This is a genomic window from Pantoea sp. App145, from assembly GCF_047947045.1.
In the GTDB taxonomy this organism is placed as follows: Bacteria; Pseudomonadota; Gammaproteobacteria; order Enterobacterales; family Enterobacteriaceae; genus Pantoea.
In genome coordinates this window covers 3,099,018-3,115,573 of the sequence record NZ_CP133290.1, presented here as the reverse complement: position 1 = coordinate 3,115,573, position 16,556 = coordinate 3,099,018, and the positions used below count along the sequence as shown (strand labels likewise).

At 55.3% G+C, this 16,556-nt stretch carries 16 protein-coding genes; 9 read left to right on the top strand and 7 right to left on the bottom strand.

All coding sequences use genetic code 11. The features are described 5' to 3' along the window. Positions 1–126: 126 nt before the first annotated feature. The 5 genes from RCF31_RS14230 to RCF31_RS14210 all read left to right on the top strand — a co-directional run bounded on the left by RCF31_RS14230 (position 127) and on the right by RCF31_RS14210 (position 6,608). The gene (locus tag RCF31_RS14230; protein ID WP_416413263.1) at positions 127–1,731 is read left to right on the top strand and encodes an EAL domain-containing protein; all 1,605 of its coding nucleotides are present in this window, start codon (positions 127–129) and stop codon (positions 1,729–1,731) included. Next, positions 1,706–2,665 carry a D-2-hydroxyacid dehydrogenase family protein gene (locus RCF31_RS14225; RefSeq protein WP_416411234.1) on the top strand — a complete coding sequence of 320 codons (960 nt, stop codon included), beginning with the start codon at positions 1,706–1,708 and terminating at the stop codon, positions 2,663–2,665. Before RCF31_RS14230 ends, RCF31_RS14225 begins: the two co-directional genes overlap by 26 nt. Positions 2,666–2,923: 258 nt before the next feature. After that, a complete protein-coding gene (gene proP / locus RCF31_RS14220; protein WP_416411233.1) occupies positions 2,924–4,429 on the top strand; it encodes a glycine betaine/L-proline transporter ProP in 1,506 nt (501 codons plus the stop codon). A 121-nt stretch (positions 4,430–4,550) separates the two neighbouring features. Beyond that, a complete protein-coding gene (gene hemB / locus RCF31_RS14215; RefSeq protein ID WP_299448246.1) occupies positions 4,551–5,528 on the top strand; it encodes a porphobilinogen synthase in 978 nt (325 codons plus the stop codon). A gap of 111 nt (positions 5,529–5,639) precedes the next feature. Then, positions 5,640–6,608 carry a diguanylate cyclase gene (locus RCF31_RS14210; RefSeq protein ID WP_416411232.1) on the top strand — a complete coding sequence of 323 codons (969 nt, stop codon included), beginning with the start codon at positions 5,640–5,642 and terminating at the stop codon, positions 6,606–6,608. Between the two features lie 12 nt (positions 6,609–6,620). Here the strand turns inward: RCF31_RS14210 and RCF31_RS14205 are convergent, their stop codons facing one another. After that, complete coding sequence (locus RCF31_RS14205) at positions 6,621–7,643, bottom strand: alpha/beta fold hydrolase (protein WP_416411231.1); 1,023 nt, start codon at positions 7,641–7,643, stop codon at positions 6,621–6,623. 242 nt (positions 7,644–7,885) lie between these two features. On the opposite strand from RCF31_RS14205, the gene RCF31_RS14200 reads away from it, so the two are divergent. Beyond that, a complete protein-coding gene (locus RCF31_RS14200) occupies positions 7,886–8,377 on the top strand; it encodes a helix-turn-helix domain-containing protein (RefSeq protein WP_416411229.1) in 492 nt (163 codons plus the stop codon). Between the two features lie 75 nt (positions 8,378–8,452). On the opposite strand, the gene RCF31_RS14195 is transcribed toward RCF31_RS14200, so the two are convergent. The 3 genes from RCF31_RS14195 to RCF31_RS14185 all read right to left on the bottom strand — a co-directional run bounded on the left by RCF31_RS14195 (position 8,453) and on the right by RCF31_RS14185 (position 10,385). Then, a complete protein-coding gene (locus tag RCF31_RS14195) occupies positions 8,453–8,728 on the bottom strand; it encodes a DUF1471 domain-containing protein (RefSeq protein ID WP_299448254.1) in 276 nt (91 codons plus the stop codon). A gap of 168 nt (positions 8,729–8,896) precedes the next feature. Then, positions 8,897–9,247 carry a hypothetical protein gene (locus RCF31_RS14190; RefSeq protein WP_299448256.1) on the bottom strand — a complete coding sequence of 117 codons (351 nt, stop codon included), beginning with the start codon at positions 9,245–9,247 and terminating at the stop codon, positions 8,897–8,899. Positions 9,248–9,308: 61 nt separating this feature from the next. Then, complete coding sequence (locus tag RCF31_RS14185) at positions 9,309–10,385, bottom strand: nickel/cobalt efflux protein RcnA (RefSeq protein ID WP_416411228.1); 1,077 nt, start codon at positions 10,383–10,385, stop codon at positions 9,309–9,311. A 101-nt stretch (positions 10,386–10,486) separates the two neighbouring features. Here RCF31_RS14185 and RCF31_RS14180 point away from each other — a divergent pair, with 101 nt between their 5' ends. Then, on the top strand, positions 10,487–10,762 hold the full coding sequence (locus RCF31_RS14180) for a metal/formaldehyde-sensitive transcriptional repressor (protein ID WP_299448260.1): 276 nt from the start codon (positions 10,487–10,489) through the stop codon (positions 10,760–10,762). A gap of 26 nt (positions 10,763–10,788) precedes the next feature. On the opposite strand, the gene RCF31_RS14175 is transcribed toward RCF31_RS14180, so the two are convergent. From RCF31_RS14175 to RCF31_RS14165, 3 genes are read right to left on the bottom strand one after another with little or no spacing between them, the layout of a single operon-like run. Continuing rightward, entirely contained in the window at positions 10,789–12,081 is a 1,293-nt protein-coding gene (locus RCF31_RS14175) for an NAD(P)/FAD-dependent oxidoreductase (RefSeq protein ID WP_416411227.1), read from the bottom strand. Between the two features lie 20 nt (positions 12,082–12,101). Further along, a complete protein-coding gene (locus tag RCF31_RS14170) occupies positions 12,102–12,524 on the bottom strand; it encodes a Rid family hydrolase (protein ID WP_299448264.1) in 423 nt (140 codons plus the stop codon). Positions 12,525–12,538: 14 nt separating this feature from the next. After that, the gene (locus RCF31_RS14165; RefSeq protein WP_299448266.1) at positions 12,539–13,678 is read right to left on the bottom strand and encodes a tyramine oxidase subunit B; all 1,140 of its coding nucleotides are present in this window, start codon (positions 13,676–13,678) and stop codon (positions 12,539–12,541) included. A gap of 179 nt (positions 13,679–13,857) precedes the next feature. On the opposite strand from RCF31_RS14165, the gene RCF31_RS14160 reads away from it, so the two are divergent. Next, a complete protein-coding gene (locus RCF31_RS14160; protein ID WP_416411226.1) occupies positions 13,858–14,691 on the top strand; it encodes a helix-turn-helix domain-containing protein in 834 nt (277 codons plus the stop codon). Positions 14,692–14,840: 149 nt separating this feature from the next. Then, positions 14,841–16,238, top strand: a complete 1,398-nt coding sequence (locus RCF31_RS14155) for an APC family permease (protein ID WP_416411225.1) — start codon at positions 14,841–14,843, stop codon at positions 16,236–16,238. Positions 16,239–16,556: the final 318 nt, after the last annotated feature.

Below are 16,556 nucleotides of genomic sequence, written 5' to 3'. Positions count from 1 at the left end.
ATAATTGATCACGGTCAGTTTCGTTGCCAATCAAAACGCTAACATGCACGGCCCTGGGAAAATGATATGCTGCGAAAGCCGCAGCACATCCTCTTCCTGCTGCTGAAATCTACCGAGGAACGCCTGGTGCCACCGCAAAGAAAACATCGCGATTTTGGCTGGCTGTTGATCGTTTGTGCCGGGCTGCTGCCCCTGGTGCTCGGTATCCTGTGCACGGCGATTGAAGCGCGCCATACCGTGTATCAGCAACAAATCAGCACCGCCAACTCCCTGCTGGCCCAGGCCGAAAAAATGAGCGACAGTGCCTGGAATATGATCACCCAGTTGCGCCAGTACCACTATCAACCCTGTTCGGCGATTGAAGACAAGCTGCAACGTGCCGGTAACCTGAACGCCTATTTTCGTTCGATTGGTAAGCTCGAAGGAGAGAATGTCACCTGCTCCTCTGCATATGGCCTGAATCCTGGCACCCTGAGCGAAATGATCATGCGGCAACCGCCGGTGACCGGCAAAGCCTGGTGGAGCATTTCCATCAGCGGCACCTCCGGCGTACCGGATCGCCCGGCGGTGATTTTTGTCCGTCAGTTGCCCGATGGTGAAGGGTTTTGGGCGGTGATTGATGGCCAATATCTGATGGACTTTATGCAGGCGATTGGCGAATCGCGTGGCTATCGCATGAGTATACGGTTTAACGAGGGTGCGGCCATAACCTACGGGCCACGCGAACAACGACCGGAAACCTACCTGAAAAGCGAAGCCTGGGCGGCGCAATCCAGCCGCTATCCGATCAGCGTCGAGGTGATTGTCCCTCCCAGCGAGCTGCTGAAGGCCTGGCGGCAGGCGCTGTTTATCTTCCTGCCAATGGCAGCCATTTTCTCCATTCTGCTGATGGTTCTTACCGCCAACTGGCTGCGCCGCCGCATCTCCTGGCGCGATGAAATCCGTCGGGCCATGCGCAACCGCCAGTTCTCCGTCCACTATCAGCCAGTGTATAGCGTGGCTCAGCAACGCTGTGCCGGTGCCGAAGCGCTGCTGCGCTGGCAATTGCCGAATGGCGATACCATTCGCCCGGATATCTTTATCAGCGCGGCGGAAGAAGAAGGCATGATCGTCCCCCTGACGCGCCATTTGCTGGAGCTGATGGCAGAAGATATCCAGAGCTGGAATGTGCAACCCGGTTTCCATATCGGACTGAACGTGGCGGCAGAACATCTGCAACACCCCGAATTCGTTAATGATATTCAGCTGTTCGCCCGACGCGTGAAAGATAAACAAGTGCAGATTACGCTGGAACTGACGGAACGCAGTCTGATTCATGACGGCGAAGACGTGGCGCGCAAGCTGCGCCTGTTGCAATCACAGGGGATGAAAGTGGCGATTGACGACTTCGGCACCGGCCATTGCTCGCTCAGCTATCTGCAAACCTTCCCGCTTGATTATCTGAAAATTGATCGCGGCTTTATCAACGCCATTGAGCGGCTGGATGGCGAAACGCCGGTACTGGATGCCATCATCAACCTCAGCCATAAGTTACAGCTTGAGGTGCTGGGTGAAGGGGTGGAGACTTGGTTACAATTCCAGTACCTGCACCAGCGTGGTGTGGTATTTATTCAGGGCTATTATTACGCCTACCCAATGGATAATGACCGGCTGCGTGCGTGGCTCAACGAGCAAGGGCCGCGGCCGCTACTCGCTGAGGAACGCCATGAACCTGAACTGCATCATTCTTGATGATTACCAGAACGTCGCCCTGAAACTGGCCGACTGGACCACGCTGGAACCGCTGGTCCGCACCCGAGCGCTGACCACCCATATCGATAACCAGGATGCGCTGGTCAGCCAGATTCAGCACGCCGATATCCTGGTGGTGATGCGTGAACGTACCCCGCTCAGTGCCGAACTGATTGGCCGCCTGCCGAACCTGAAATTGATCGTTACCTCCGGTATGCGCAATGCCTCGATTGATCTCGACGCCTGTCGTGAACGCTATATCGCGGTTTGCGGCACCGCCAGCAGCAGTGCGCCACCACTGGAGCTGACATGGGGGCTGCTGCTCGGTCTGGCACGCCATCTCGTCAGTGAAAACCAGGCGCTGCGCAGCAATGGTCCGTGGCAACAGACGCTGGGCATCGGGTTGCAGGGCAAAACGCTGGGGCTGCTGGGTCTGGGGAAAATTGGTGGTGCGATGGCGCAGGTTGCGCAGGCGTTTGGCATGGATGTTTGTGCCTGGAGCCAGAATCTGACTGATGAACGTGCAGCCGCCTGCGGCGTAAAAAAGATGGCATCGCTGCATGCCTTATTACAGGCGAGTGATGTGGTATCCCTGCATCTGGTACTGAGCGAACGTACCCACCATCTGCTCGATGCAGTCGCACTGGCGCAAATGAAACCCGGCGCATTGCTGCTCAATACCTCGCGAGCGGGTCTTGTCGACCAGGCGGCGATGATTGCGGCATTACAATCCGGGCATTTAGCCGGGGCCGGTCTGGATGTGTTTGAGCAGGAACCGCTGCCCGCCGGGAGTCCATTACGCCAGCTGCCGAACGTGCTGGCGACGCCGCATCTGGGCTATGTCGCCGACAGTAACTACCACACTTATTTTACCGAAGCCGTGGAAGATATCGCCGGTTGGCTAACAGGCGCACCGCTGCGTTCTCTGCTCTGAACGGCGTTTTTTAGCACCACGCTGCACCACAGTTTTAGCCACAAAATAGCCAGTTACTGGCGTAAACATGACAAATATCACGCAAAAACGGTATACTCTGTCGCGGGAGGCGATAATTACTCACGTAATTATCGCTATAGCAGGCCAGAGAAATCTCATCTTTACGGCTATGCTTTAATTTTCTCAACGCCGCGGCCTGAAAACTGTGAGTCGGTCCGCGCCGTTGAGGACTTTCTGATTCCAGGACAGGGTAACCTCATGAAAATTCGTAGGAAACGTGTAAAACCGATCGGGCTGGATGATGTCACTATCATCGACGACGCCCGTTTACGTAAGGCCATCACCGCGGCTTCTCTGGGCAACGCGATGGAATGGTTCGATTTCGGTGTGTATGGCTTTGTGGCTTATGCGCTGGGTAAAGTGTTTTTCCCGGGTGCTTCGCCCGGTATCCAGATGATCGCCGCACTGGCGACCTTCTCCGTGCCCTTCCTGATCCGTCCGCTGGGCGGTCTGTTCTTCGGCATGCTCGGTGACAAATACGGTCGCCAGAAAATTCTTTCCATCACCATCGTCATCATGTCGATCAGTACCTTCTGTATCGGTCTGATACCCTCTTACGAGTCCATTGGTATTTGGGCACCGGTGCTGCTGCTGATCGCCAAAATGGCGCAGGGCTTCTCCGTGGGTGGGGAATATACCGGCGCGTCCATCTTCGTCGCCGAATACTCACCCGACCGTAAGCGTGGCTTTATGGGCAGCTGGCTGGATTTCGGCTCCATCGCCGGTTTTGTGCTGGGTGCCGGTCTGGTGGTATTGATCTCCACCATCATCGGAGAAGACCGCTTCCTTGAATGGGGCTGGCGTCTGCCGTTCTTCGTCGCCCTGCCGCTAGGGATTATTGGTCTTTATCTGCGCCACGCGCTGGAAGAAACCCCGGCATTCCAGCAACATGTGGATAAGCTGGAACAGGGCGATCGCGAAGGTCTGCGTGACGGCCCGAAAATCTCGTTCAAAGAGATTGCCACTAAACACTGGAAAAGCCTGCTGGCCTGTATTGGTCTGGTGATTGCCACCAACGTCACCTATTACATGCTGCTGACCTATATGCCGAGCTACCTGTCGCATAATCTGCACTACTCGGAAGACCATGGCGTGCTGATTATTATCGCCATTATGATCGGGATGCTGTTTGTGCAACCGGTGATGGGGATGCTGAGTGACCGTTTTGGCCGCCGCCCGTTTGTGATTATTGGCAGCATCGCGCTGTTCATCTGCTCAATCCCGGCGTTTATGCTGATTAACAGTGGCGTGATTGGGCTGATTTTTGCCGGTCTGCTGCTGCTGGCGGTGATCCTGAATGCCTTCACCGGCGTGATGGCTTCGTCGCTGCCCGCAATGTTCCCGACCCATATCCGCTATAGCGCGCTGGCCAGTGCCTTCAACATTTCGGTGCTGGTTGCCGGTCTGACGCCGACCGTTGCCGCCTGGCTGGTGGAAGCCACCAGCAATCTTTATATGCCCGCTTATTATCTGATGGTGATTGCGGTGATTGGTTTAATCACCGGTCTGTACATGAAAGAGACCGCCAACAAACCGCTGAGCGGCGCGACCCCGGCAGCCTCTGACCTCGCAGAAGCGCGTGAGATCCTGCAGGAGCATCACGACAACATCGAGCAGAAAATCGAAGATATCGATGCCGAGATCGCGAAGCTGGAAGCAAAGCGCAAAAACCTGGTACAGCAGCATCCGGATATCAACGAATAATCCCCCTCAACTCCCACGTCAGTGGGAGTTTTCATTTTCCCCGCAGCACACAAACCTTCATCGACGTCGGCAAAAAGGAGTAGACTGACGCTACTTTTTTCACCTGTAAGTAAGAATGAGCATGTCTGATTTTTCTCTTATCCAGCGTCCAAGAAGGCTGCGTAAAAGCGCCGCGATGCGTGAAATGTTCCAGGAAACCAGCCTGAACCTCAGCGATCTGGCACTGCCAATTTTCGTTGAAGAAGGGGTGGACGACTACAAACCGATCACCGCCATGCCGGGCGTCATGCGTATCCCGGAAAAGCGTCTGGCGTATGAAATCGAACGTATCGCCAAAGCGGGTATCCGTTCGGTGATGACTTTCGGTATTTCGCACCACACCGATGCCACCGGCAGCGATGCGTGGAACGAAAACGGTCTGGTGGCGCGTATGTCGCGTATCTGCAAAGACACCGTGCCAGAAATGATCGTCATGTCCGATACCTGTTTCTGTGAATACACCAGCCACGGCCATTGCGGCGTGCTGTGCGACCACGGTGTCGATAATGACGCAACCCTGATCAATCTCGGTAAACAGGCGGTGGTTGCCGCTCAGGCCGGTGCCGATTTCATCGCGCCTTCCGCCGCAATGGATGGCCAGGTAAAAGCGATTCGTCAGGCGCTCGATGCGGCCGGATTCACCGATACCGCGATTATGTCTTACTCCACCAAGTTCGCGTCCTCATTCTACGGTCCGTTCCGTGAAGCCGCAGGCACCGCGCTGAAAGGTGACCGTAAAACCTATCAGATGAACCCGATGAATCGCCGTGAAGCTATCCGTGAGTCGCTGATCGACGAAGCAGAAGGTGCTGATTCCCTGATGGTGAAACCGGCAGGTGCCTATCTCGATATCCTGCGCGATATCCGCGAGCGCACCACGCTGCCACTGGCTGCCTACCAGGTCAGCGGTGAATACGCCATGATCAAATTCGCAGCGCAGGCCGGTGCCATTGATGAACGCAATGTGGTGCTGGAAAGCCTTGGTGCCATTAAACGCGCCGGTGCCGATCTGATTTTCAGTTACTTTGCCCTTGATCTCGCCGAGCAAAAAATGCTCTGATCACCGTTACGCTTATCAGCCGTCTTTGCTGACGGCTGATAATTGTTAACGCCATCCTTTTGGCACAACACCAGTTCTGTAACACCTGCATCTAATAAGAAGAGTAACGCGATGAAAGCACCTGCACTGCCCGCAGACGAATCAGATCGTCTGGCTCAGTTACGTGCGCTCAACATTCTGCATACCCCGGCAGAAGAGCGTTTTGACCGTCTGACCCGCCTCGCCCGCCGCCTGTTTGGTGTGCCGGTCGCGCTGGTAAGCCTGCTGGAAGAGGACCACCAGTGGTTCAAATCCATTGCGGGTAAATCCGGGGAAACCGCGCCGCGTAATACCTCCTTTTGCGGTCATGCCATCCTCCAGGATGACGTGATGGTAGTGGAGAATGCGCTGGAAGATGATCGCTTTTATGATAATCCGCTGGTCACCGGTGAAAACCCGGTGCGCTTCTACGCGGGTTGCCCATTACGCACGCCAGCAGGGGCCAAAGTGGGTACCCTGTGCATCGTCGATCACCATGCCCGTTCATTTGATGCCGATGATTGCCACACGTTGCGCGATCTGGCAGCGATGGCGGAAGCCGAACTGATTGCGTTCCAGACCGCCACCTCAGACGAGCTAACGCAAATTACCAATCGTCGTGGCTTTATGACGCTGGGGCAGCTGGCACTGAACGAGTGCCTGGTAAAACAGCTCCCGGCCTGTCTGACATTTCTCGACCTCGACCGTTTTAAAGAGATCAACGATACCCTTGGCCACCGTCAGGGCGATCGCGCACTGATGGATTTTGCCGATGCCATGAAGGTCAGTTTCCGCCAGGCGGATATTTTTGCCCGGCTGGGAGGCGATGAATTTGTGGTGCTGTTCAATGGCCTGCAACAGTCGGATGCCGAAGGGGTGCTGGCGCGCTTTGACCGGCAACTACAGAGACAGACGTTTGACCTGAGCCGCCTCTACCAGCTGCATTTCTCATCCGGTATCGTGGAATTCGATCCCCAGCAGCCGCTGACGCTGGAGCAATTGCTGGAAGGCAGCGACGAGCGCATGTACGCCGCCAAGAAAGGGAAAAAACAGGCGCGGTAGCGCCTGTAAATTTTAACCGCGCGCCAAATCATCAATCAAAATCTGATTAAACTTCTGCGGCTCCTCCATCTGCGGCGCATGCCCCATGCCCGGGAACTCGATCAGACGCGCACCAGGGATCAGTTTTGCTACCTGTTTCCCCAGCACATTGTAATGACCCAGCTGCGCTTTGACCGCTGGCGGGGCGATATCGCTGCCGATGGCGGTAGTATCGGAGGTACCAATCATCAGCGTGGTCGGCACTTGCAGATCTTTAAATTCGTAGTACACCGGCTGGGTAAAAATCATGTCGTAGATTAACGCCGAGTTCCACGCCACCCGGTTATGACCCGGCCCGCTATTCAGACCGGCCAACATATCCACCCATTTGTCATATTCCGGCTTCCACTGACCGACATAATAGGTTTGCTGCTCATACTTTTTGATCCCGGCGGCATTCAGCTTCAGCTCGCGCTGATACCACTGGTCCACCGAGCGCCACGGTGCGCCTTTCGCTTTCCAGTCTTCCAGGCCAATCGGGTTCACCAGCACCAGTTTTTGCGTCTGCTGCGGGTACATCAACGCATAACGCGTCGCCAGCATACCTCCGGTGGAGTGACCAACAATCACCGCCTTTTCTATTCCAAGCTGTTGCAGCAGCTGATGGGTATTCTGCGCCAGCTGCTGGAAACTGTACTGATAATTGGCCGGTTTGCTGGAACTACAGAAACCAATCTGATCCGGTGCCACCACCCGGTATCCCTGCTGGCTCAATGCCTTGATGGTATCTTCCCAGGTCGCACCGCAGAAGTTTTTGCCGTGCATCAGCACCACCGTCTGGCCGTTGGCATGCTGTGCGGGTTTGACATCCATATACCCCATGCTGAGCGGCTGCTGCTGGGAGGAGAAACTAAAGTGCTGTAACGGGTAAGGATACTGGAAGCCTTCCAGCTGCTCACCATAGACATTCGCTGCCAGCGCCGATGTGCTGCCCATCAGCGCCATAGAGGCGAGCAGTATCGCCAGCGAAGACTTCACGGGAAAACGTAACGCCATCAGAACATCTCCAGGTTAGGACAAAGCAGCGAGTGTGACATGTTACGCACCGCAGCGTATTGATGTGCCGTGCCCTCTATATCCTCAACAAATTAACAACATCTCACAGCTAATTCTCACGAATTACGGGAATGATCTTATAGCGGAAAAATAAAAACCGATTTCCTGATAAATCTTTACGTAACAAGGCACACGGAAAGATAAGTTAAATTACACTGTGCTCACTGAACTGGAGGTGCTATATGCAAGAGAGAAAGTACAATGAGGGTGTAATTGACTCAGTAACTCACTGGATTGAAAATAATTTAGATCAGCGTTTGAGCATTGATGATATTGCGCAAAAGTCCGGGTATTCAAAATGGTATTTACAGAAACTTTTCGCTCGCTGCCACAATGAAACCCTGGCACGTTATATTCGCAAAAAGAAACTGGCGGCCTGTGTTGTCGAGCTGAAAAATAGTGATGCAACTATTATCAGCCTGGCCGTAAAATACCATTTTGAAAGCCAGCAATCCTTCACCCGCTCTTTTAAACAGATGATGGGATGCACACCGCTTCATTGCCGTAAACAACAATTAAGCGGCGAGAGAAAGCACCAGCTGGCAGCCAGTGATGATCCCTGCGCACTTTGCCGTCAGGAAGGTCTTGTCACCAGCGAATGCATGAAGGAGGTACGCCCGCCAGCCGCCACTCCCGGCAAATTCCCCGCCCGCATTAGCTGTGCGATGGTATAAGAAAAAGCGCGATACTCGCGCTTTTTTTTCGTCCGAATATAGACATAAAAAAAAGCCCCTTCCGGGGCCTTTTAATTATTTATACACCTGGGCGACAGCGTCAAAATTATTGCCGTGCTGGCGGGCGGCTTCCACCACATAATATTTTCCGCCTTTCGCATCAGCCATCTCAGACAGGCGCTGGTGCAGATCCATCGGTGAGCTAATCGCGCCACCGGTATCGGACACGCTAATATTCCCCAGCGATTCAAGTTTAAAATGGTCGGCTTCCTGGGCAGAGATATTATTGGCAGCCAGTACCGGAACGCTCGCACCCAACAGCAACGCAGACAGAATTAATTTTTTCATCATTTCGTCCTCTTCAATTGTCGTGGTAATTTTCTGAAACCATTGTCTGATTTATCGCCATCAAATATTGATCATTTTGAGTTCAAATCAGCCAGACTTACTATTTCGTTTTTACCTGATATTGAGCGACGTTATTTAAATAGCAGGCCAGAATCGACTGGCCTGCTGCAATTAGTTCTGCAACTCCTGGCCCGGTAACAATTTTTCTGACATCAGGCGACGGCAAGTGTTGCGATCCTGATGTGCCTGCTGCTGCTGTTCCGGTGACAGATCCTGCCACACCGTTTGCAGATGCTCACCCAGACCGCGCTGGAAGTGGATTTTTTGCAATGCGTAATCGGAATTGCTGCCTTCGATGATTTGCTGCATATCCTTTGGTGTGTTGCCGCGTCCATCATGGGTCAGCGTACAGAACATGGCGATGTAATAGGCTTTGTCTTCATCGCTGTAATGCGGTGTGAGCCACCAGACTAAGGCACTGATCACGATCAGCAGCGGCAGGAGAAATTTGAGTTTTAACATGGAGATAATTACCAGATGGAAGAAAAACGCCGCGATCTTACCAGATTCACGGCGTTACGGCTCAGCGCAGGATGCCACTCAACCCGTGATACCCCATATAAATCGCCACCAGCGCAATCAGGGTGCCGGAAAACCAGGGCGCGCGACGTGCCAGTGTATCCAGCCCCTGCCAGCGCTGGGTGGCCTTCTGCACACTTAATGCGGCAGCAGCCCCCACACCGACCAGCGTCAGTGCCAGCCCGATGCTGAAGCACAGCACCAGCGCGGCCCCCAGGCTAAAGGCTTTCACCTGGATACACAGCAACAGCACGGTGATCGCCGCCGGGCAGGGAATCAGCCCGCCGGTTAAGCCAAACAAAATAATCTGCCCATTGGTCACTTCACGGCTGGCAAAACGTTTTTTGATGTCACTGGCGTGGGCGCGCTCATGCGCATCCTGAAAACCGCCATCATTTTCGCCAGGCCGACGCTGCACCTCCCCCTGCTGCCACGCAACGTCATAATCATGCGAGTGGCCGCGATGGCCGAGCGACAGACGCGCATTAAAGGTGTGTGGTTGCGGCACCGCCAGCGTGGATTGCAGCACGCCATCCTGAGCGGCGAAGGTGAATATTTGCGAGAACCCCATGCCCCGCCGGGTAGCGACACTCACTTCATTGGCCTGCCACGCAGCACCATCCAGCGTGCGCAGTTGCCAGTGCCCCTGATGCAATGCCAGTTCGATGTGGCCGTGACCGGTATCGATTACCTGTGCATCAGGGCGTTCTGTCTGCTGATGTTGCTTACGTTGCTGCTCGCTTTGCCAGGTACGCCAGATCATCCACAATGCCGTTGCCAGGATGATGATGGCAGAAATCAGCTGGAACCATGGCTCCGCAGTATCGGCGGTCAGTTTACGGCTGACGTACATGCCCCCGAGGGCGATCAGCCAGACAATCAACGTGTGCGACAGAGTGGCGGCCAGTCCCAGCATCACCGCCTGCTTTACCGTGCCGCGAATCGCCACGATAAACGCCGCCATCATGGTTTTGGAATGACCCGGTTCCAGCCCGTGTAACGCACCCAGTAAGATGGCGCTGGGGATAAACAGCCAGGCACTGGACGTGCCCTGACTCAGCAGTGCAGCAAAATCGGTCATAATTGTTCTCATCGAATTAAAAAACGGCACAGTTGATGCAATTGCCGGTCAACCCAAATATACTATACCCCAGTATAGTAATGATCAACGGACTTCACGCTATGTCACACACCCATAAAGATCAAAAGAAATTGCTGGCGCGCGTGCGTCGTATCAAAGGCCAGGCTGAATCACTGGAAAAGGCGCTGATTGCCGAAGAAGAGTGCCTGAAGGTGTTGCAGCAGGTAGCAGCGGTACGCGGCGCGATTAACGGGCTGATGAGTGAATTGCTGGAAGGCCATATCCGCGAGCATCTGATGAACCCGAATGCCAGCGAGCAGGAGCGCGCAAGCGATATGGAAGAGATTATCGCGGTGGTGCGCAGTTATATGAAGTAACGGCGCGATTACTCGCGCCGCCTGCATCAGAATCGCTCAAACCGATACGGGGTCGGGTCGATCAGCGGTGTATGGCCGGAAACCAGATCGGCAGCCAGTTGCCCGGCAGCCGGTGACGTGCCGAAACCGTGGCCGGAAAACCCCGTCGCCAGCGTCAGACCAGGCATCGCCGCCACCGAGCCGATCACCGGGTTGGAATCCGGCGTGACATCAATCACCCCGGCCCACGTCTGCGCCAGCTCCGCTTGCTCAAACACCGGCCATGCCGCGCGCAGGTTACGCATCGCTTCCTGATTCAGCGCCGGATTGGCTGCCGGATCGAGAGTACGAATACGTTCGAATGGCGAGCGGCGATCCCCCCGCCAGCGCCGGGCCAGCGCCAGATCTTTGACAAAATATTTGCCGAGCGAGATACGCAGATTGTCACGCGCATGGCGCAGCTGCGGCAGATAACGTGTCCCCAGCAGCAGATGATCGAGCGTCAACGGTGCATCCAGCGCCCCGCGCTGAGTAATAATAAACCCGCCATCTTTATGCTTACGAAATGAGAAATCCGGCGCACCTACGGCAATATGGGTGGGTCCTTCCAGCGGCTTTGTCCGCAACACTGAGCAAATCAGCGGCAAGGTGGGTAGCGCAATACCGAGATTGCCGAGAAAACGGCGTGACCAGGCTCCCGCTGCCAGCAGCACCTGTTCGCAGCGAATTTCACCGCGTTCGGTAATCACGCCGCTGACCTTCCCGTCGCTGGTCTCCAGCGTGCGCACCGCGCATTGCTCCACAATAATCGCGCCTCTGGTGATCGCGGCTTTGGCAATGGCGCTGGCTGCCAGCGTCGGTTCGGCGCGGCCATCGGAGGCGGTAAAAATCCCCCCTGCCCAGCTCCCCTGTCCACCCGGCACCCGGACCGCAATGTCCGCAGGGCTGAGTAGCTTCGCGTCCAGATCCAGCGGCTGCACCGCCTTCAGCCAGCTTTCATGCAGAGCCATCTGTGCCTCGTTGCGGGCAATAAACATAATGCCCGCCTGGCGATAACCCACGTCGCTGCCGACGCGTTCCGCCATCCCCGCCCACAAACGGTCGGCAGCCTGCGCCAGCGGAATATCATCAGCGGCACGACTGGTTTTGCGGATCCAGCCCAGATTACGCGACGACTGCTCACCCGCAATGCGGCCTTTCTCCAGCACCACCACCGGAATATTGCGTTCCGCCAGTGTCAGTGCGGCGGTCAACCCAACAATGCCGCCACCAATAATGACCACCGTAGTGGCGGAGGGAAAATCGGTGGATGTGGTGACAGGGGTAATTTCCGGTGACATAACGCGCCTCCTGCTACGCCTTATAGCGCAACGGTAATTTCCTGCACCTCGGCCTGACCGGCCCCGCGATACGCCGTGACTTCCAGCTCGACCTTATACACCGTGGAACCCAGCGGCGGGCAAGTGACCGTGGTCGCCGGATTGATACCGCGAAACTTATCGCCAATGATGCCCATCACCGTCGCGACATCGTCCGGGTTCTGAATAAACACCCGGGAGAACACCACGTCTCTGAGCGAGGCATCTATCGCGGCCAGTGCCGCCTCGATATTGGCGAACACCTGCAAAGTCTGTTCAGTGACGTCCGCCGGAATTTCTTTACTGACCGGATGACGGCCCGCGGTGTTGGAGACATAAATCCAGTTATCCACCGCGACAATGCGTGAATAGCTGCCCATCTCTTCAAATTTCGAACCGGTTTTCACTTTAATGATGTTGGTCATGCTGGTTTCCTTGATTAGCTCAGTACCGGGGTTTCCCACAGGTTTAATTTCACGCCGATGCCTTTTTCGATAGCGTTGCGATACACCACCGTGCCCCAGGCAACGTCTTCCACCGGCATACCGCCGACTGACATGATGATGATCTCCTCATCGTTCTGGCGGCCAGGAGCATCACCGGCGACGATTTTGCCGATGTCCTCCAGCTGTTCCGCCGCCAGCTTGCCTTCGGCAATCATGTCCATAAAACGCACGCCGATAACCGGGATGGTTTTGTGTGCGGGCTTGGGGACTTCCTCAAACCACGCGTGATAAAGGCCGGTGTTATCCAGCACTTTGCGCACGTCGGCCTGTTCCATACCGGCGTCGATGTTGCACAGCGCAGGCATCGCCAGGAAGGTGCCCGGTTTGACCCATTCACGCCTCACCAGCGGATAGCTGTCGGGGTCGCCCACTTCGCCGGAACTGCAATAGGTCACGATATCGGAATCGCGTACTACCGCTTCCAGCGACTCGACGATTTCGATGTGTTTGATTTGCGGCCAGGTTTCCTGCACCCAGGTGATGAAGTTATCCAGGCTACGCTGACCACGCCCTTTCACTTTGATGGTATCGATGTGCGGGCACACGGCGATAAACGCCGCCACCGCCGTTTTGCCCATCACGCCCGGCCCCAACAGGCCAATCACGCGGGAATCTTTACGTGCCAGATGACGCGCCCCCACGCCCGGCACCGCGCCGGTGCGGTAAGCCGACAGCAGGTTGGCGGACATATGCGCCAGCGGTGCGCCGGTATCGGCATCGTTGAGGGTGAACATCAGAATGGAACGCGGCAGCCCTTTTTCGCGGTTGGCAATATTCGAGCCATACCATTTCACCCCTGCGGTGCCAAAGTTGCCGCCGAGGTAAGCTGGCATCGCCATCAGGCGACGATCGGCGGTCGGTTTTGGCATGGTGGGGAACGGTGAATTTTCCGGGAAGGTGACCATCGCGCCGTGTGAATCGTTATTGGCACCGGCCATGCGGTAGTCCCCCCGATACAACAGGCCGAACATCTCCTCCATGGTGTTCACGCAGGCGGGCATGTCGGTAACGCCTGCGCGGATCATGTCCTGCTCCGACAGGTAGATAAAATCAATCCGGGTTGAATCAGTCATGGTTTACGCCCTTTTCAGTCTTATTACGTATTCCCGCCGACGCAGTGCGTCCGGCGTGCAGGTGGATGCCTTTAGGAATACGTGACGACGAGGGGGCTGTATTGAATATTTGCGACATCCGCGTGGCACAGGGCTTGCATGATCGGTTTATCCCTGTTCAGCCTGTAGCGGAGCGCGCGATGTCTGAGAATCCCTTTTATCGTCATGGCGGCAGCTTTCATCCGGAACAGCCGTGGTTTGTGCTGAATGCCGCGCAACATTACTCGGTCATCGCCTCAGAAAACCCGGCGATTTCACACTTTTACAGCTTCGACGTGGCGCAATCGGCGGATATGACGCTGGCTGTCCCGGATGGCTGCGTGGATATCGTGTTTGATTGCGATCCGCTCAACCCCAAAGGTCGCGTGTGCGGCACCACGCTGGAAGCGCGCGGTGCCGACATGCTGCATAACCATCATTATTTCGGCGTGCGGTTCGCGCCGGGCGTTATCCCCGATTTTCTTGACGTGATGGCAGAGGAGATCCCCGACCATGAATTCAGCTTTCTTGATGTGGTACCTGATGCCCGACTGGCGTTTGAACAAATTGTGCAAAGCCACAGCTTTTCACAGCAAATTTCGTTATTTAACGCCCACTTCACGCCACGGCTGGTGCGCAAAGCCTCATCGGTAACGGCATCGATTATCCGTGCGATGCAGCAGCAAAAGGGCAATATTCGCGTTGATCAACTGGAAGCGCTGACCGGTTACACCTGCCGCACCATTCAGCGGCAGTTCCGCCAGGATACCGGTTTGTCGCCGAAGGCCTTTAGCCGCATTCTGCGCTGCCAGTCGGCGCTGAATAGCATCCATGCGCAGGGGGATATTTCCTTTAGCGATCTGGCATTTGACCTTGGATTTAGCGACCAGTCGCACTTCCTGCGCGAGTTTAAAAAGTTCGTCAGCACCACGCCGTGCGACTATCAACGGCGCATTGCCCATGATGCGTTGTTCCATCGTCTGCGCTATCACTGAGCACTAAAACGGTGCAGCTCTGCACCGTGGCTCTGTCCGATTTTTTCTATCCGCCGTCGTCGTCACTGAGAAATGATGCAGCGAAGTTACCTGCCTCAGGCGACGCAGAGCGCCTGAGAAATTTCACTCTCCTCATAGAGGCGCTGGCGATGAACAACGATACCGGTTTACGCAAAAATACGTTGGGCTTGTTTTCTCTGGTCTTTTTTGTGGTTGCTGCGGCATCCCCGCTGACCGGGGTGGTCGGTGGCCTGCCGGTGGCGATTATCTCCGGCAACGGCGGCGGCATCCCGGTGTTTTACATCCTGTCGTGCGTCATTTTGATGCTGTTCGCGGTGGGCTTCATCGCCATGAGCCGCCACGTCAACAATGCCGGGGCGTTCTACACCTATATCTCCAAAGGGTTGGGGGATAACTGGGGGGCCTCCGCCTCGGTGCTGGCCCTGATGGCCTACTTCTCCATCCAGATCGCCATTGTTGCCATGCTGGGTTTCTTCACCCAGCTGTTCCTTGAGGAACACCTCGGTACGCACGTTCCCTGGTGGGCGCTGAGTATGTTGTTTGCCATCATTGCCTGGATACTGGGCATCAAGCGGGTGGAGGTGGGCGGCAAGCTACTGGGCGTGTTGATGCTGGCTGAAGTCGCCATCGTGCTGCTGACCGATGTGATGTTGCTGGTGAAAAAAACCGGTCCCTTCACCTTCCAGTCATTTGAACCCTCGGTGTTTATGCAGGGCAATCTCGGTATCGCTTTTATCTTCACCATCGCCGCGTTTATCGGTTTTGAATCGACCGCGATCTACGCCGAAGAGTGCCGCGACCCGCAGAAAACCGTGCCACGCGCCACGATTTGCGCCCTGCTGCTGATCACCGCCTTTTTCTGCTTTACCAGTTGGTCACTGGTGCAGGCCTATGGTTTTGATGAGATCGTCGCCATCGCCAGTAAAGATCCCGGCAATTTTGTTTTCAACATTACCCGCCAGTATGTCGGCCAGTGGGCGGTGAATACCATGTCGGTGCTGCTGATCACCAGCCTGTTCGCGGCTACGCTGGCATTTCACAACAACATTTCGCGCTACATCTTTAGCATCAGCCGCGATGGCCTGATCTGGAAGGAGCTATGCCGCACCCATCCGACCAACGGCACACCGCATAATGCCAGCCATGTACACAGCGTGATCCTGCTGATGTTGCTGGCCGGTATGGGCAGCGCCGGGCTGGACCCGATGGTGCATATCTTTGCCATCGGCTCTGCGGTCGCGACCCTGTGCATCCTGATTCTGCAACTCGGGGTGTCCGCTGCGGTGGTGCTGTTCTTCCGCAGCAAAGCCACCGATGACAGCCGCTTACAGGTCTTCTGGGCACCGCTGCTGTCGATCATCTGCATGACCATCACCATCATCCTGGTAGTGAATAACCTGCAATCACTGAGCGGCAGCGATTCCAGCGTGGTGAAGATGATTCCGTGGTTTATCGCCGCCTGCGCACTGGCGGGTTACGGTATGTCGCTGAAGCGTGGGATGAAACTCGCGGCAATAAAAAAATAACCGGACCGTTTTAAACGCCCGATACTCTCGTCCTCAATCATCATCGTCGGGTGATGATTGAGGAATTTCCTGTCTATCCCCTCTTTCCTTCAACAGATGACGGCAAAGCCCCTCACTCTCATCGATTCCCGCCAGCAAAGTTTCAGAATCATCCTAATAAAATCGTTAAGACTGTTAATTTATTGACATGAAGCCGTGTTAAATTTTACTAATGTGTTTCGGTGCAGTCGTGCATTCACGCGATGATATTTAGTGCCAGTCATAACATAAATAACTCACGCATCAGATGTGGCATGACGCAACAATTTTCTGATGCAT

Excerpts from the sequence above, each read along its gene's own strand:
- RCF31_RS14225 (WP_416411234.1), top strand. The coding sequence starts at position 1,706 with ATGAACCTGAACTGCATCATTCTTGATGATTACCAGAACGTCGCCCTG.
- proP (WP_416411233.1), top strand. The coding sequence starts at position 2,924 with ATGAAAATTCGTAGGAAACGTGTAAAACCGATCGGGCTGGATGATGTC.
- hemB (WP_299448246.1), top strand. The coding sequence starts at position 4,551 with ATGTCTGATTTTTCTCTTATCCAGCGTCCAAGAAGGCTGCGTAAAAGC.
- RCF31_RS14210 (WP_416411232.1), top strand. The coding sequence starts at position 5,640 with ATGAAAGCACCTGCACTGCCCGCAGACGAATCAGATCGTCTGGCTCAG.
- RCF31_RS14205 (WP_416411231.1), bottom strand. The coding sequence starts at position 7,643 with ATGGCGTTACGTTTTCCCGTGAAGTCTTCGCTGGCGATACTGCTCGCC.
- RCF31_RS14200 (WP_416411229.1), top strand. The coding sequence starts at position 7,886 with ATGCAAGAGAGAAAGTACAATGAGGGTGTAATTGACTCAGTAACTCAC.
- RCF31_RS14195 (WP_299448254.1), bottom strand. The coding sequence starts at position 8,728 with ATGATGAAAAAATTAATTCTGTCTGCGTTGCTGTTGGGTGCGAGCGTT.
- RCF31_RS14190 (WP_299448256.1), bottom strand. The coding sequence starts at position 9,247 with ATGTTAAAACTCAAATTTCTCCTGCCGCTGCTGATCGTGATCAGTGCC.
- RCF31_RS14185 (WP_416411228.1), bottom strand. The coding sequence starts at position 10,385 with ATGACCGATTTTGCTGCACTGCTGAGTCAGGGCACGTCCAGTGCCTGG.
- RCF31_RS14180 (WP_299448260.1), top strand. The coding sequence starts at position 10,487 with ATGTCACACACCCATAAAGATCAAAAGAAATTGCTGGCGCGCGTGCGT.
- RCF31_RS14175 (WP_416411227.1), bottom strand. The coding sequence starts at position 12,081 with ATGTCACCGGAAATTACCCCTGTCACCACATCCACCGATTTTCCCTCC.
- RCF31_RS14170 (WP_299448264.1), bottom strand. The coding sequence starts at position 12,524 with ATGACCAACATCATTAAAGTGAAAACCGGTTCGAAATTTGAAGAGATG.
- RCF31_RS14165 (WP_299448266.1), bottom strand. The coding sequence starts at position 13,678 with ATGACTGATTCAACCCGGATTGATTTTATCTACCTGTCGGAGCAGGAC.
- RCF31_RS14160 (WP_416411226.1), top strand. The coding sequence starts at position 13,858 with ATGTCTGAGAATCCCTTTTATCGTCATGGCGGCAGCTTTCATCCGGAA.
- RCF31_RS14155 (WP_416411225.1), top strand. The coding sequence starts at position 14,841 with ATGAACAACGATACCGGTTTACGCAAAAATACGTTGGGCTTGTTTTCT.